Below are 15360 nucleotides of genomic sequence, written 5' to 3'. Positions count from 1 at the left end.
GGCTCAAACCCTGATTACTTCGTCAACTGACAAAAGTTTTCGATCTCCTGAAATTGTTTTTGTGAATGGAGTTCACACGTTGTCACCACACGCTGATCTCCAGCACTGTAAACTGCTACTTTTACCAATTTATAAAGTTATGTAACTTTTTGCAATATTACTAGCTAGCAAGTTGATAGCTACTATACAAGCAATTTTTGGCTGAAAAAAATGGCAGTTACCCACGGCACTACAGACCCTAGTACAAAAAATAGCACTACGGTAAATGACACAGGTATGCAATTGATCCAACAGTTCGGAAAACTTTTAACTTTTGTAGTCTTAATAGGTTCCTCAATGGTTTCAGCATCCTCAGTTAGCGCAAAACAATTACCAATAGATCAAGAACCAACAACCCCTGGAACAATATGGAATCCAGTATCTACTAAGAAAGCCATGACTTGGATTATCAACACTGTTATATATACCAATGTATACAACAGTGGCAAAACCTACGCCCAAGTTAGATCTGATAGTCAAACCGATCCCTATTCTGGTGATACTTCTATAAATCAGTCCCTGTCACTACTTTGCATTCGGAAATCACCGGAACTCGCCGTTGATCCGATTCCAAATCAGACTCAATCCGCTATTACGCCTGGTGGTGCATCTAAAAACTCTTGGTCTGGTGGAGAAATCTTCGCTATTCCTAACGTTCTAGGTAGCTCCTTAGTGTCTCCAGAAGTAGCAGATAGTAAATGTGAACAAGCTGGTCAAGAACGTTATCATTTATCTGGGTTCAAGATGGCAGAGTTTCATGATGGCAGCGCTCCAAATGCAGGTTGGGGTTTTTGGGCACAATCCGACGATCCTAATCTGAGTAGCCCAGGTATTCGCTATTGGGTGAAAATTAACGATCAAAATGCGAATCCTTGGTAAATATTGGTTGAACTGAAATATGGGGTGCGATTCGTTCTAGGAAAACCCATTTATACAGTTGCAAGAATCGATTAATGAATTCTAGCAAGAGATTCTAAAAAGCTTACGACAAAACCCTCAGAGTCCTTATCCATCATTCAACTTCTGTTTACTTCTTGCCTAAATCAAAAATCAGAACCCCACTGCTAAGAATTTCCTCTTAGAAGTGGGGATGTTAAGGACTTTTGCAAGAAGTCTAATATCTTTACCAACCCTGCTCTGACAAAGTTTGATTTTTGCTCACCTCTTCCTCCCTTGCGGGGAGGAGTCTATTTTATGTGGCTAATTCATCCTTTCACTCAGCAACGCCCTCTTTCTCACACGCACTCCTCCTTAAAGCGGTTTTTGAGAAGGTACACCTACAGCACGAGGAAAATTAGCTGGTGTGTTTGCTACCTTACGCACATAAAGGCAATGACGGATGCTATCACTTAGAGGAGTGGTAAATTTTTCAATTAACTCAATCACACCACCTAACTGGTTAACAGCATTTTGTAAATCCGTGGTTTCTTCCTTTGTCCAATTACCACGATAAATTATGGCTAAACCTCCCTGTTTAAGCAGTGGTAAGGTATATTCTGCACAGACAGAGGCTGCCCCTACAGCACGGATCAATGCAATATCGTAAGCTTGTCGATGCTGGGGGTGCTGACCGATTTCTTCCGCTCTACCAACAATGGTTTTGGCATTGGTCAGGGCAAGTTCAGTTAATATATTGTCGAGAAAAGTAATTTTTTTTCGAGTGGAATCGAGAAGAGTAATTGTGCAATTAGGTACAGTAATTGTCACTGGAATACCTGGAAAACCTGCACCTGTACCAATATCGATAAGAGCGAGGGGAGCAGAGGAGTAGGGGAGCAGGGAAGTAGAGGAGAAATTTGCTGATAACAGAGGTACAATTCCTCGCAAAGAATCCCAGAGATGTTTTTCCCAAAACTCTTGGGGTTCAACAATCCGAGTTAAATTTTGCTGGCGATTACCTTCTAGGATTAACTCATAAAGCTTTTGAAATTGCGCTTGCTGTTGAAGAGTTGGTTGCCAATTGAGAGTTTGCTGCCAGATTTCTGCCATCTCAGGCAATAGGTTTGTCATTTGTCATTTGTCATTTTGTTATGGAGCAAAACAGTTGCGTTAGCTTTCTTCTCTAAGAGAGGCTGCGCCAACGCGGTGTTTAGCCCGTTCAGAGTTCTGAGTAAAGAAATGAGATTTCCAACTCAGCACTCATTACTCAAGACTGTTGAGAGGCATAGTTATTCTCCTTTTCCCCTTGCCCCTCATCCCCTCTTGCTCCCCTGCTTCCTCTGCTCTTTTCTCACATAGTTGGTAGAGGTTCTTTAACTTTGGATTCTAGTGTCTTTGGGTCTACTGATTCTAGTTCGCCGTGGTTAAGTGTCCAGCAACGGTCTGCGATCGCTAACAGATCCCCAGCGTCGTGTGTCACGATCAACAATGTCCAATCTTGTTTCAGTTTTGCTAATAAATTTACCAGTTGCCGACGCATTGACCAATCTAAACCAGCTGTGGGTTCATCTAATAATAGTAAATTTGGCTGGCGAATTAATTGCACTGCTAAAGCTAAACGTCGTTGCTGACCACCACTCAAAGCATGGGGAGCAGCAGATAGCGATAAATGCTCTAATCCCACCTCACTCAGCGCCTGTCTGACTCGTTCTGACCCTAACTCAGGATGTCCTAAACGCAATTCTTCTAAAATCGAACCACCACAAAAGTGTCGCTCTGGAAACTGAAATACCAACCCGGCTAATTGTTGTAGCTGTTCGGCTAGAAGTTCTTGTTCCCGCCAAAAGAGAGCGCCAGTAGTGGGTTCGGCTAGTCCCGACAAAATTTCTAGTAAGGTACTTTTACCCGAACCACTCGGGCCAATAATCAGACCTAGTTGCTGAGGTGCTAATTCTAAATTTATCGATTTGAGAATCGCTGTTGGGCACGCTGTCGGATGATAATTTACATTTCGGAGATAAAGCATTTGTTAAGATTACCAAAAAGTCAGCAAATTACTGATTAGTTAAACTGAGGGTGTCTGGAAAATTCTGAAAAAAATTTATAGCGCATTACCTGGATTAACACCTTAATTTAGCAGCAAGAATTATCCACTTTTTCTCCATTGTGGCAGACTAAGCCTTAAATAATGGCTAGACCTTGCCTGGAAGCATGGAAAGATTACCAATATATAAGAAAATTTTGGTTGAAGCAGAGGCAAGTTAAAATTAACCATTTTTGCATTCTAAGTAACACATACAACTATTTCAACCGCAATTATTCTGAGGGTTAAAATGACTAAAAGGTTTTCTTCGCCTCGATTAGTAGTATCTGCTAAACTCACTACCTTTGCTCAGACTGCTTTTGCAGGTGCGATCGCACTTAATGTTTGGGTAAATCCTTCTTTGGCTGGCGATCCGTTTCGCAATCGCGAACCTCATCAAATTGGCGACCAAACAGAAGCAGCTTTTAAAGCAATTTTTCAACAGGGCAACTATCCAGCAGCAGATCGTTATCTGGAACAAGCACTATCCAAAGAGCCAAATGAACCTCTAGCTTATGCTATAAAGGCATCTTTAGCATACGGAAATAAGGATTGGGCTAAACTTGACACCTATAGTCAGAAAACTCTAGAAACAGGACAAAAACTGATTTCTAACGATCCATTGCGTGGTAATTTATACACTGCTGTTGGTCATTTTTTAGAAGGTGCAGTAGTTATCACCCGTGAAGGTACAGTCAACGGTGTACCCCAAGCCTTGAGTCGGCTGCGACAAGTTTATGAATATTTAGACAAAGCCGAAGCAATTTCTGCCAACGATCCAGAACTGAATTTAATCAAGGGTTATATGGATTTATTATTGGCGGTTAATTTGCCTTTTGCTAGCCCAGATCAGGCAATTCGACGCTTAGAACAAAATGCTTCTCCTGGGTATCTAGTGGATCGGGGTATTGCTCTTGCTTACCGGGATTTAAAAAGGTATCCACAGGCACTAGAGTATGTGAATCGGGCGATTAAAACCACATCCGATAATCCAGAAATTTATTATCTCAAAGCCCAAATCCTGAAACAACTGGGGCAAAAAGAAAAAAGCCAGCAGATAATCCAGGAAGCGATCGCTAATTTTGACAAAGCATTGACTAAAAAATCTCAACTCCCAGGCGATTTAGTCAAACAAATTGAGCGCGAACGCAGAAGTGCTGTTAGCCTGAAGAATCCTGGGTAATTGGGCATTGAGCATTGGGCACTTGTACTGAGCGTTGCCGTTGGCGCAGCCTCTCCAAGAGTTGTATTGGGCATTGGTTATTAATTTTTCTCCCTCATCCCCCTCATCCCCCTAATCTCCCCCCACTCCCCATTCCCTACTTTGATATGCTTATTTCCAGAAGAGTAATTGAGATATTAGACCAAAATGGAGATTCAGTTCCGCGAAATTAATCCTTTTGATGTGTGGATTTGGCTGAAATTCAGCACAAATCCTTCTGCGCGTGAAAAGCAATATGTAGAAGAAGTTTTCAATTCCTGGTTTTATCTGGGTAAATTGGGTGCATTTAATGCAGAGAATCTCCAGGTGCAGGACACTGGACTCGATATCAGCTACATGAATTATGATGAACAAGGCTATGACAAAAGCCTGCTAGCACTGATGCACAACATCGGTGAGTTTGAATATGAGGGACAGTGGGGACGTTGTTGGCTTGATTTAGGAACCAGTGATGCGATCGCTCTGGATATTTTAATCAACGCTCTTACACAGCTAAGTCAGGAATATGTCACCATTGAAGAATTGTACATCGGTGGTGAAAATCCAGATTGGCCTATTGAGGATAGCGAAAGTCGTCCTCAGTCTATTTATGATAATTAGTTACAAAAATGAATAAAGCTGGCGAAATTCGGGTAATAGCCTTGGGGTTAATTCGGAATGGCGAACGCATATTTCTTTCTGAAGGCTACGACCCCGTAAAACAAGAAACATTTTATCGGGCTTTAGGCGGTGGTGTCGAATTTGGCGAAACCAGCCGCGCCGCCTTAGAACGAGAGTTTCAAGAGGAAATTCAGGCAGACTTAACGAATATTAAATATTTAGGTTGTATAGAAAACCTGTTTATATTTAATGGTAGGCAAGGTCATGAAATTATTCAGCTTTATCAATGTGACTTTGCTGATTCCAAATTTTATCAACTGGAAAATTTAGTTTTTTCAGAATCGCCACATCACAAACATAGAGCGTTATGGATAGATATATCTCGCTTGAAATCTGGGGAATTCAGATTAGTACCTGAAGTATTTTTTGAGTATCTATAAATTATCTGGAAATTTAAACTGCACGGTGAGCGCTCATCTTTTGCTCCAAATTGGGTATGCGATCGCAGAATCTAACTCTTGGGTTTTTCCTGTACGGTATTCAACCATTGCTTCGGTTGCAAGTAAAGCGAGTCTGTCAGGGTAACGGGCGAAAGCTTCATCCCAATAGCGTTCCTCTTCTAGTTCTTCCAAAATCATTGCAGCGATCGCATCTTGTTCATTGGCAGGCAAGTTTTTTAGTTTGGCGATCGCTTGTTCAAGTAGCTCTGTCATGGCTGTCAATCGTTACGAAAGTCATACTAGAAATTATCTCTGCTTGCACTCTGTTGGGGTTGTTAGGGTGCGATCGATTGGGGTGAGAGCAAAGTGCAATCGCTCTCCATAGGCGAAGTAGTAAAGTTTGAGTAGAAGCAAGTGTTGAGTTGATTCAGGAAACCCAAACTACGTCAAAGGCGATTGTACTATTGCCTCAGTTACGCAGAGAATTGGATATTTATTAAGAATGGGTTTTATACTAATATCTGTCAAATGTATAGTTAACCCAAGCATATAACCTGTTTCTGTAAAGCAATAAAGGGCTGTAAATGAGCCTATATTCGCAGCTTGCCATAGTCCGATAGTACTACCAATGCGTTTTAGTTCTAAGTAAACCTTTTCATCATTTGTAATGAACTTGAGGCAATTTGGTTCGCTTCCTTTGATAGTTACTATTCCAGATTCTAGTTCGATTTGTTTGCCTTCTAGAGTGAGCTTGTTACTGCGAATCGCTTCCCACCCAAAATGACTTATCATCACGGCAACTTTATACCCTTGCTTATATAGCTCTTCTGCTTTTTTATGCTCTTTCTGGACACTTCGCTCAAGTTCAGCCCGAATATCGTATGGATATCCAGCGTCAGCAGCGTCGTAAGTTCCTGTATGTTCTTTTAAGAGTTTAAGACCAGCAGCTGGAAGAGGATTCCACAAATGAAGAGTTGCCATATTCACCTTAGCCACAGATATTCCAGCTTCGACTGCTTTAGCATACGCAAGATATGCAAGTGAATAGAGTTTTAGCTCATAAAACGCACGCCCTAGATTATTTGCAGCAGTTCCTTGAACATCAACCCGATCTGCATATTGAGCGAAATAAGTAAGCAAAGAAGACCATTTATTATCAAGAGCCAACTCTGTGAGGGCGTTGAGTATAATTGAAGAGTCAGCTTTATCGCTTAGACCAGTTAATAAAATAACTAGTTTCTCAAGAAAGTGAGGCTTTTGGTCAAGATTTTGCCACGTTTCTACAGCTTCAGTTCTAAGGTCTCTATCTTCACTGACCATTGCTTGTCGTAACGTCTCAAGTGCTATCTCTTGCTCACCGATTTTGAATCTCTCCTCAGCTAAAGCAAGAGTTGCTCGGTTAGAAAAGAAAGTAGCATTATTAGCTGTAGCTAGACGTAGGCATTCTTCATAATAGGAGATGGAAGCAGCAACACGAGATTCAAATAAGCCAAGCCAAAACTGGCAATGGTAAGTATTACGTAATTCAGGAGCTAGCGACTCTAGCTCCTTTAGAGGGTTACGTCCTTCCCGATCACTATTTAGCAACCTCCTAATTCTAATCGTTGCTTTCTCTTCGTTGGTGGATGCAGTTTCTTCAAGCCGATCAAACAAGGTGTTAGCTTCCTCTACTTCTCCACGTTGCAAAAGCTTAATTGCTTGAGATAGAGATGAAGACTCTTCTATGTTTTCTTCAACAATCTCTATTTTTTGATAAGCTTCAATTCGTTTGAAAAAAGCTCGATATCGCTGACTAAAACGTGTCTTAATTTTACCACCGACCGCCTCAGCAACTGCAATTAACAGATGCTCAACTTCATTTCGATCAGATGCTCGTACTGTTTGATAGTCAGCCATTGTACTAGCTAGCTCACCTGGGCTTGTACCAACTAGTAAGGGGGCATACAACTGATTGCGTCCCCAAGCGGCTCCAGCTTCATAGAAAAGCCATTCACGTTCCTTGGATTGCTGAGTAATAATAGCAATAAATGCTCGTGAAGACTGTGCGGCTGCTTGTATCTGGGGTTTATAACCAATGTTAGATGGGCGTAGACCACCTGCTCCAGCAACGAAAACGTGAGGTTAGGGTTCTATTGATCCCTCAATCAGTTCCTTAAGAGCAACTGCAAGTTCTTGATCAGGGTTAGTACGATAGGAAATAAATACCTCAAAATCACTGGAAATCTTTTCAGTTCTAGAACTGCTATTGCTTGACTGACTTATTTGAACCATCGAGGATTGTAGAGATGCATGAACATTGTCTGACATAATTTTCTGATTCAGTAATTGTTCTGAGCAGGCAGCTTTGTAATAAGTTTTTTGAGCAGCAAGACCAAGTATAGCTTTCTGTTTTTCAGAAGCAATATAGTTCACTTTAAAAAAGAAAATGAGGGGAGGTGTGAAATTGCGTGATCGCTCTCCACAACAATAACTATTGTTTAACTACTGCTCAAAGAACAGCCACTTTAGCGATCGCACTTTGCATTCTCCCGAAAGCATCAATTAAATTCTGCAATTGTTGATCTGCCTTAAAAACTCCTAAACCGCGCACCGTAACTTTAGCTGGAGAATACACAAAGCGCGTTTTGAGCTTTTCTGGTAAATTTGCCACCAATAAATTCCAAGTAGGTTCCTCGATCGGCGTTTCTAAAACGATGTGCTGCTTGTTTTCTGGTTTTATCCGGCTAAATCCAGGTTTTTTCGCTAGCTGTTTGAGTTCCATGACTCGCAAAAATTGATTCGCCGACACTGGTAAAGTACCATAGCGATCACTCTAGTCGAATGGTTAGACCCCAGTTGTGCAAATACTTACGTTATATTACAGTAATTTATTATACTATGTAACTTGCTTATCCGATTGCGATCGCTTTGAAATCCTAAACTTCACCTTGTAACTCCTCTAGGTCATCTACTGTCAATGGTGCTTGGCCACTGTGGCGTACATACAATACATTAACTGTAGTACCTCGAATCGTAAAAAGTACTCGGTATACATTTTTGGTTTTCCCATAAAGGAGTTGACGTACTTCTTCTGGAAAAATTTCATGTTCGACTGCTAAAGCACAACGTTGGGGCTTCTGTTGTAGGGTAGCAATAGCATTCATCAATCCTCGAAACCAGCGATCAGCAAATTCAGGATTCCGCTCTCGATACCAGCGATAAGCTTGCTCAATCTGAGTTTCCGCGATTGGGGTAATCTCAACCTGAAATGTCATACTTTTGCTGCATTTCTTGGACAAAATCCTCAATTGGGCGAGTTTTACCAGCGTTGAGATCCTCGAAACCTTGTCCAATACCTGCAATTGTCTCCAACTGATCAATCAGTTGGCGTAATTTCGTGGGGTCGATTTTGGCAGGGTCTAGAAAGGTGACGAGAACTTGAGAGCGATCGCTAACATCTTGCGGTAACTGGGTGAGATGAATTTCTCCATCCTGATAAATGCCTTCGATAGTTTTTATCATGAGTTGAAGTTGGGTTAGTATTTCCTTTAATTCTACTAACTAGACTCAAAGGGCTGGGTTTAGAATTCCAGCCTGCTCAAAATGACATAGATTTTCATTTGATGACTAATCTTTTTCTCCCAATCAAACAACAGCCGCCTCTGGAATCGCACCTTGCATTCTCCCGAAAGCATCAATCAAATTCTGCAATTGTTGATCCGCCTTAAAAACTCCTAACCCGCGCACCGTCACTTTACCAGGAGAATACACAAAGCGCGTCTTGAGATTTTCGGGTAAATTCGCCGCCAACAAATTCCAACCTGGTTCCTCCATCGGCGTTTCTAAAACGACGTGCTGCTTGTTTTCTGGTTTAATCCGGCTAAATCCGAGTTTTTTCGCTAGCTGTTTGAGTTCCATGACTCGCAAAAGTTGATTTGCAGGGACTGGTAAAGTACCATAGCGATCGCTCCACTCAGCAGCAATTAGCTTTAATTCTGATTTAGATTTAGCTGTCGCCACCGCCCGATAAGCACTCATCTTTTGATCCAAATCGGTAATGTAATCTGCTGGGATAAATGCCGTCAGGTTGAGGTCAATCTGAGTATCCTCCACTTTCGGAATTTCTTGTCCTCGGATTTCCCGAATTGCTTCTTCCAGCATTTCCATGTATAAATCAAAACCGATGGCATCCATTTGACCAGATTGTTCTGCCCCTAGCAAGTTACCCACGCCTCTGATTTCCATGTCGCGCATCGCTAGTTGATACCCAGAACCTAGCTGAGTAAATTCCTGAATCGCTCGTAATCGTTGCCGTGCTGCGTCAGATAATGCCCGTTGCTTCGGATAAAATAACCAAGCATGAGCTTGTATCCCTGCACGTCCCACACGACCGCGTAATTGATACAGCTGTGCTAATCCAAAGCGGTGAGCATCTTCAATCAAAATGGTGTTGACTCGCGGAATATCTAAGCCAGATTCAATAATTGTCGTACAAACAAGGATATCTGCATCGCCATTGCTGAAGGTGAGCATGGTTGATTCTAACTCGCTTTCATCCATTTGACCGTGAGCGATCGCAAACCTAGCTCCTGGTATTACTTCTCGTAAATTTGCTGTTGTCTCTTCAATTCCATCTACTCGTGGAACTACATAAAATACCTGTCCACCTCTGTCTAATTCTTGACGAATTGCACTGCGAATACTTTCGGAATTAATCGGTGACAGATGGGTTTTAATCGCTCGTCTAGTTGGCGGTGGTGTGGTAATCAAACTCATTTCCCGAATTCCCGACAAAGACATATACAAAGTCCGGGGAATGGGAGTGGCGGAGAGGGTAAGCACGTCCACTTGAGTTTTCAGGCTTTTAATTTTTTCTTTCTGGTTTACCCCAAACCTTTGTTCTTCATCCACCACCAACAGTCCTAAATCCCGGAACATCACGCCTTTACCCAAAAGTTGCTGTGTACCAACCACTACATCTAATTCACCCGTTGCCAATCGCTTTTGAATATCGCGGCGTTCTTCAGCCGAACGAAAACGGTTGAGTAAACCGACATTTACGGGGTAAGGAGCAAAACGTTCTTTGAGTGTATGGTAATGCTGCTGTGTTAAAATAGTCGTTGGCGCAAGGAGTGCCACTTGTTTACCGGCGATGACTGCTTTGAAAATAGCACGAATCGCCACTTCCGTCTTACCGAAACCGACATCGCCACAAACTAAGCGATCCATTGGGCGATCGCTTTCCATGTCGCGTTTTACATCTTGTACTGCTTTGAGCTGATCCGTTGTGGGTTGGTAGGGGAAAGAATCTTCTAATTCCTCTTGCCAAGGCATATCACCTGGAAAGCTAAAACCTTGTTGTTGCGATCGCGCTGCATAAAGTCTCAACAAGTCCACCGCCAATTTTTTAATCGCTTTGCGGACTTTATTCTTGGTATTTTCCCAAGCTTTACCGGTCATCCTGTTGAGTTCCGGTGCTTTATCAGCTGCGGCGCGAAACCGGGATAAAGCACCTACTTGATCGGCTGCAACTCTAAGTAACCCGTCAGCATACTGCACTACCAAATAATCACGGGTTTCGTTATTAATTGTCAAACTTTCCAGCTTGACAAATTTCCCAACACCATGATTTCTATGAACCACATAATCGCCTGGACGCAGCTTATTGGGATCAACTTGCTTAGAAGTAGCTTTGTGGCGCTTGCGGATATAGCCGGGAGTCGCCAAAGAATGCTGCCCAAAAAATTCCCGATCTGTAACAATTACCAATCGGTAAGTAGGCAGGATAAAACCTTCTAGTTCCGCAAGCCCAGAATATTTGAGGGCAATGGGAATATGGTTGATTTGCAGCTTATCAATCGCTTGGTAGTCGCGGGGATTGGGGATAAACTGAGCCGGACAATCATGTTCTTGCAACAGCGAGACGGAACGCGAAGGTTGAGCAGAAAGCAGCCAGATCGAGAAATTGCGATCGCGTTCTTGGCGGATGGTTTCAGCTAGTTTAGCAAACTGGTGTGGCGTGGTTGGAACAGGACGGCTGGCAAGATTGATCCCACTATTTTCCTCTGAGAGTTCCGATAAATATAATGTTTTAAACTTGGCAACATCAACCAAACAGTCATCAAACGAACGGTGTATTTTCGGTAATGCTAAGGGAGTAGATTCTTGTCCATGTGCTATTCCCCATTGTTCTTGGGCATTTTCCACCCAGCGATCGCTATGAGCATGACACTGTTCTGGCTCATCAATGGCAATCAGGGTATTCTCTGCTAAGTAGTTTAGCAGAGATGCTGGGTGCTCGAAAGCTAACCCCAAAAAGCGACGGCTACCCTCCATCATTGATGAGTTCTCAGTGCTAAGTTCTGCGTCAGAATTTAACTCAGCACTCAGCACTCGAAACTCAGCACTATTTTTCAGTGCAGCCATCACGATGGGAGTAAAGCTAGTGGGGGTTAGAATTAACTGTTCAACTTTGTCGAGGGCTGAACGTTGGGTTGCTGGGTCAAATTCCCGCATTTGCTCGATTTCATCGCCAAACCATTCCAACCTGACTGGAAACTCAGAAGAAACCGGGAACACATCAACAATATCGCCCCGCCGACTCCATTGCCCTTCCATTTCCACCAAAGGAACTCGTTCGTACCCCAAAATAGTTATTTTCTCACTGAATGCATTTAAGTCTAATTCCATCCCTTTTTTCAAGGTAAGACAGAATTGCCCAAAAGCCTCTGGCGGTGGTAAATGAGGTTGCAGCGCTCCTTGAGTAGCCACAATCGCCAAGGGTCGCTTCGCTCCGGTACTGGGGATTGGGAATTGGGGATTGGGAACAGACAAGGGAGTAACTTTTTCAATAATTTCTTTTTGTCCTCCTAGTCCCCAGTCCCCAGTCCCCAGCCGTCTATCCCCCATTCCCAAATCTGCCAATACCTGCATTTGCCCCCAACTCATCTCAGTTTCTGGGTCAAAAGGTTCGTAGGGAGAAGCCTCGGAGGTGGGGTAAAAATGTACTGTTTGCCATCCCATTGCCTCCAGTTGTGCATAAACGCGTCCAGCTTCTTCCAGAGTGGCGCAAACCACAAACAAATCCTTGCCCTGAGACTGCGCTAATGCCGAAGCCACTAGAGTCTTGGGCAGCCTGGGAATGCCATTTAACCGCAATTCTTGTTGTCGATTCAGCTTAGAAATAAATTCAGTGGTGAGCGGTGATCGGCCTAAGGCACGCACAATAGAAGAAAATGACATAAGTACTACTAGCGATGGGAGTCTTTGTAGGTCAGCAAATCTTGAGGCAGTTTATGTCAACTATTTTAAAAGTGTTAACAGCTTTCTTATTCCTTCAGTGGAAGAATAATGCACAGTGACTAATAAACTTAAGAACTATAACTACTACTTTGTATATAGTCAAAGTATTTATCGAAGCACCTTTAATACTAGATACTAGGGATTGAGCTACGTTTGCTCTGATAAGCGGCAATTTTAAACATGTCTTCCATAACTTTTGAAATTTTAATCATTTTGGTGCTAATTATTGCTAACGGGGTATTTTCTATGTCTGAGATGGCGATTGTCTCGGCACGGAAAGTTAGGCTACAGCAGCTTGCCAATCAAGGAGATGCCAAGGCAATGGCAGCATTGAAATTAGCGGAGTCTCCAAATCATTTTCTGTCAACCGTTCAAGTGGGTATTTCCCTGATCGGTATCCTAACTGGTGCTTTTGGAGGAGCAACAATTGCCAACCGACTGGCAGTCTATGTGCGACTTGTACCTTTGTTAGCACCTTATAGTGAACCGATATCTTTTGGAGTAGTGGTTTTGATCATTACCTATTTGTCACTCATTGTTGGCGAATTGGTACCAAAGCGTCTGGCATTAAACAATCCAGAAAGAATTGCATCGACTGTAGCTATTCCAATGCGTGCCTTATCGGCGATCGCTTCGCCAATGGTATATCTCTTAAGTGCTTCTACAGATTTGATCCTGCGAGTACTGGGTATTACAGCTTCTACCGAGCCGCAAGTCACCGAAGAAGAAATTAAGATCTTAATCGAGCAAGGCACCGAGGCAGGAACCTTTGAAGAAGCTGAACAGGATATGGTAGAGCGAGTCTTTCGTTTAGGCGATCGCCCTGTCAGCTACTTAATGACACCCCGTCCTGATATTGTTTGGCTAGACTTGGACGACTCTGCCGAAGAAAATCGCCAAAAAATGGTTGATAGTGCTTATTCTCGGTATCCAGTTTGTCAGGGGGGACTTGACAATGTGCTGGGTGTTATCCCTGTCACCGACTTATTAGCCAGGAGTTTCCGAGGGGAACCACTAGACTTGACGATCGGATTGCGACAGCCTGTATTTGTGCCAGAAAGCACCCGTGGCTTGAAAGTTTTGGAATTGTTCAAGCAAACTATCACTCACATGGCGCTGGTAGTGGATGAATACGGCGTAATTCAAGGATTAGTCACTCTCAACGACATCATGAGTGAAATCGTGGGTGATGTTCCTTCAACGGATGGACAGGATCAACCACAAGCTGTGCAACGCGAAGATGGTTCCTGGCTTTTGGATGGGATGTTGCCTGTAGAGGAGTTTTTGGAACTTTTTGGTATGGAAGCGTGGGAATCTGAGGAACGCGGCAGTTATCAAACATTAGGCGGTTTTGTCATTACCCATTTAGGTCGTATTCCTGCCGCAGCAGATCATTTTGAATGGCAAAGTATGCGAATTGAAGTGATGGATATGGATGGTAATCGCGTTGATAAGGTGCTAGTCGTACCTAAAGCAGTTAAATCAGCAGACACGAAAAAATCTGACTAGTATTGGGCATTGGGCATTGGGCATTGATAATTATTGTTTACTATTTGCCATACGCCATAATAGCCAATGCCCTATTTATGCAATTTATCAAGTGCGAGATAGACGTTTGACTGCTTCACCCGCCAACAACTGATGAGCTTGTTTCAGGAGTTGGGGGATTTTATCGGCGTAGGGATTACGGGCAAGAGATTGCCCTAAGTCTAATTCTTCTAACCGATCGGCTTTGTTGCCGGGGAACCAGTGGCCACCATTGCCAAGCAGGTTGTAGCGCATTTTAGCGTAGTCTACTAGATCGTAGGCGATCGCTAAATTCCGCAGCCACAAAATCACCCGAATATTTACCTCACCAGGGGTTTCGTCAAAGGTTGGTAGATTTGTTTCCCAGGATTTTACCCAATCTTCTCCCAAAGTAGCGATCGCTTCTGATTCCAACCTTGCTAAAATTGGTGGCAAAATTTCTGATGCCCGATCTATTAATTCTAAAGTCTTCAGGTGTTCATCAAAATCTTCTGGTTTTGCTGCTCCTAAGCTCAGGGTATGCACCTCTTGATGACTCAAACAAAACAAATCATTAAACACCATTGGACTCAATGGGGCGCAAAGATTGACTAATTTTTGTGGAGGTTTATACAACAAACCTCCTTTATCAGATGGGCTAATAATAAACACACCCATATCGTGGCTTTTAGCTGCTTCAATTGCTGCCCAATTCCATTGATTAATGTAGTACCAATGCAGGTTCACGTAATCAAATTGATTGGTATTAATTGTCTGCACAATCATATCTGTCGAGCCGTGTGTGGAAAAGCCAATAAATCTAACTTTTCCCTCTGCTCGCAACTGCTGCGCTACTTCCAAACAGCCGCCGGGACGGATACTGTCATCTAACGACTCAGGATGATTAATGCCGTGCAACCCTAAAAGGTCAACATAATCTAGCTGGAGATTTTTCAAGGATTCTTCAAATGTCTCTCGGAATACTTTCGCATCTGCCTTTGGATTGATTTTGGTCTGAACAATCAACTTTTTGCGGGGAAACTTGGGCAATATTTTCCCCAATTGCATTTCCGAAGTGCCATAACCACGGGCAGTTTCAATATGATTAATCCCAACCTCGACTGCCCTTCTAATAGTCGCTTCCAGATTTGCCTGGTTATCAGCAGGAATTTCATGATTGGGAACATCCTCCCATTTGAACTGATATCTCATGCCACCGCAGGAAAACACTGGCATCTGTAATTCTGTGCGTCCAAATCTTCTATATAGCATCAGTGGATTGTGGATTGCTTACCAACTTAAAATCTAAA

The 15360-nt window shown here is 42.9% G+C and carries 14 protein-coding genes and 1 pseudogene; 5 read left to right on the top strand and 10 right to left on the bottom strand.

Annotated features, from left to right (window positions below):
• Nucleotides 1-210: 210 nt before the first annotated feature.
• Nucleotides 211-918 carry a hypothetical protein gene (locus HWQ58_RS24410; RefSeq protein ID WP_292868326.1) on the top strand — a complete coding sequence of 236 codons (708 nt, stop codon included), beginning with the start codon at nucleotides 211-213 and terminating at the stop codon, nucleotides 916-918.
• Between the two features lie 372 nt (nucleotides 919-1290).
• Here the strand turns inward: HWQ58_RS24410 and rsmG are convergent, their stop codons facing one another.
• Nucleotides 1291-2049, bottom strand: coding sequence for a 16S rRNA (guanine(527)-N(7))-methyltransferase RsmG (gene rsmG, locus HWQ58_RS24405; protein WP_292868323.1), 759 nt, complete (start codon nucleotides 2047-2049; stop codon nucleotides 1291-1293).
• Nucleotides 2050-2269: 220 nt separating this feature from the next.
• On the bottom strand, nucleotides 2270-2944 hold the full coding sequence (locus HWQ58_RS24400; RefSeq protein ID WP_292868320.1) for an ABC transporter ATP-binding protein: 675 nt from the start codon (nucleotides 2942-2944) through the stop codon (nucleotides 2270-2272).
• Nucleotides 2945-3251: 307 nt separating this feature from the next.
• Between HWQ58_RS24400 and HWQ58_RS24395 the strand changes: the two genes are divergently transcribed.
• From HWQ58_RS24395 to HWQ58_RS24385, 3 genes are all read left to right on the top strand, one after another.
• A complete protein-coding gene (locus tag HWQ58_RS24395) occupies nucleotides 3252-4184 on the top strand; it encodes a Sll0314/Alr1548 family TPR repeat-containing protein (RefSeq protein WP_292868317.1) in 933 nt (310 codons plus the stop codon).
• Between the two features lie 186 nt (nucleotides 4185-4370).
• Nucleotides 4371-4823 (top strand): DUF3531 family protein, encoded by a 453-nt coding sequence (locus HWQ58_RS24390; protein WP_292868314.1) that lies wholly within the window; start codon nucleotides 4371-4373, stop codon nucleotides 4821-4823.
• 8 nt (nucleotides 4824-4831) lie between these two features.
• Nucleotides 4832-5263, top strand: a complete 432-nt coding sequence (locus HWQ58_RS24385) for an NUDIX domain-containing protein (protein WP_292868311.1) — start codon at nucleotides 4832-4834, stop codon at nucleotides 5261-5263.
• A gap of 33 nt (nucleotides 5264-5296) precedes the next feature.
• Here HWQ58_RS24385 and HWQ58_RS24380 read toward each other — a convergent pair whose 3' ends face one another.
• The 7 genes and pseudogenes from HWQ58_RS24380 to mfd form a co-directional block, all read right to left on the bottom strand.
• The gene (locus tag HWQ58_RS24380) at nucleotides 5297-5536 is read right to left on the bottom strand and encodes a hypothetical protein (protein ID WP_292868308.1); all 240 of its coding nucleotides are present in this window, start codon (nucleotides 5534-5536) and stop codon (nucleotides 5297-5299) included.
• A 168-nt stretch (nucleotides 5537-5704) separates the two neighbouring features.
• Nucleotides 5705-7159 carry a hypothetical protein gene (locus HWQ58_RS24375; protein WP_292868305.1) on the bottom strand — a complete coding sequence of 485 codons (1455 nt, stop codon included), beginning with the start codon at nucleotides 7157-7159 and terminating at the stop codon, nucleotides 5705-5707.
• Nucleotides 7160-7384: 225 nt separating this feature from the next.
• On the bottom strand, nucleotides 7385-7675 hold the full coding sequence (locus HWQ58_RS24370; RefSeq protein WP_292868302.1) for a hypothetical protein: 291 nt from the start codon (nucleotides 7673-7675) through the stop codon (nucleotides 7385-7387).
• Nucleotides 7676-7751: 76 nt separating this feature from the next.
• Nucleotides 7752-8060, bottom strand: a pseudogene (locus HWQ58_RS24365) (hypothetical protein); the annotation flags it as partial.
• Nucleotides 8061-8178: 118 nt separating this feature from the next.
• A complete protein-coding gene (locus tag HWQ58_RS24360) occupies nucleotides 8179-8517 on the bottom strand; it encodes a type II toxin-antitoxin system RelE/ParE family toxin (RefSeq protein ID WP_292868299.1) in 339 nt (112 codons plus the stop codon).
• Nucleotides 8501-8764 carry a hypothetical protein gene (locus HWQ58_RS24355; RefSeq protein ID WP_292868295.1) on the bottom strand — a complete coding sequence of 88 codons (264 nt, stop codon included), beginning with the start codon at nucleotides 8762-8764 and terminating at the stop codon, nucleotides 8501-8503. Before HWQ58_RS24355 ends, HWQ58_RS24360 begins: the two co-directional genes overlap by 17 nt.
• A gap of 123 nt (nucleotides 8765-8887) precedes the next feature.
• The gene (gene mfd / locus HWQ58_RS24350; protein ID WP_292868292.1) at nucleotides 8888-12484 is read right to left on the bottom strand and encodes a transcription-repair coupling factor; all 3597 of its coding nucleotides are present in this window, start codon (nucleotides 12482-12484) and stop codon (nucleotides 8888-8890) included.
• A 240-nt stretch (nucleotides 12485-12724) separates the two neighbouring features.
• Between mfd and HWQ58_RS24345 the strand changes: the two genes are divergently transcribed.
• Nucleotides 12725-14053, top strand: coding sequence for a hemolysin family protein (locus HWQ58_RS24345; RefSeq protein ID WP_292868289.1), 1329 nt, complete (start codon nucleotides 12725-12727; stop codon nucleotides 14051-14053).
• An 87-nt stretch (nucleotides 14054-14140) separates the two neighbouring features.
• Here HWQ58_RS24345 and HWQ58_RS24340 read toward each other — a convergent pair whose 3' ends face one another.
• Complete coding sequence (locus tag HWQ58_RS24340) at nucleotides 14141-15322, bottom strand: aldo/keto reductase (protein ID WP_292868286.1); 1182 nt, start codon at nucleotides 15320-15322, stop codon at nucleotides 14141-14143.
• Nucleotides 15323-15360: the final 38 nt, after the last annotated feature.

This window comes from Nostoc sp. LPT (assembly GCF_017115165.1).
Lineage (GTDB): Bacteria > Cyanobacteriota > Cyanobacteriia > Cyanobacteriales > Nostocaceae > Nostoc.
This window is presented reverse-complemented; position numbering and strand designations above follow the sequence as displayed.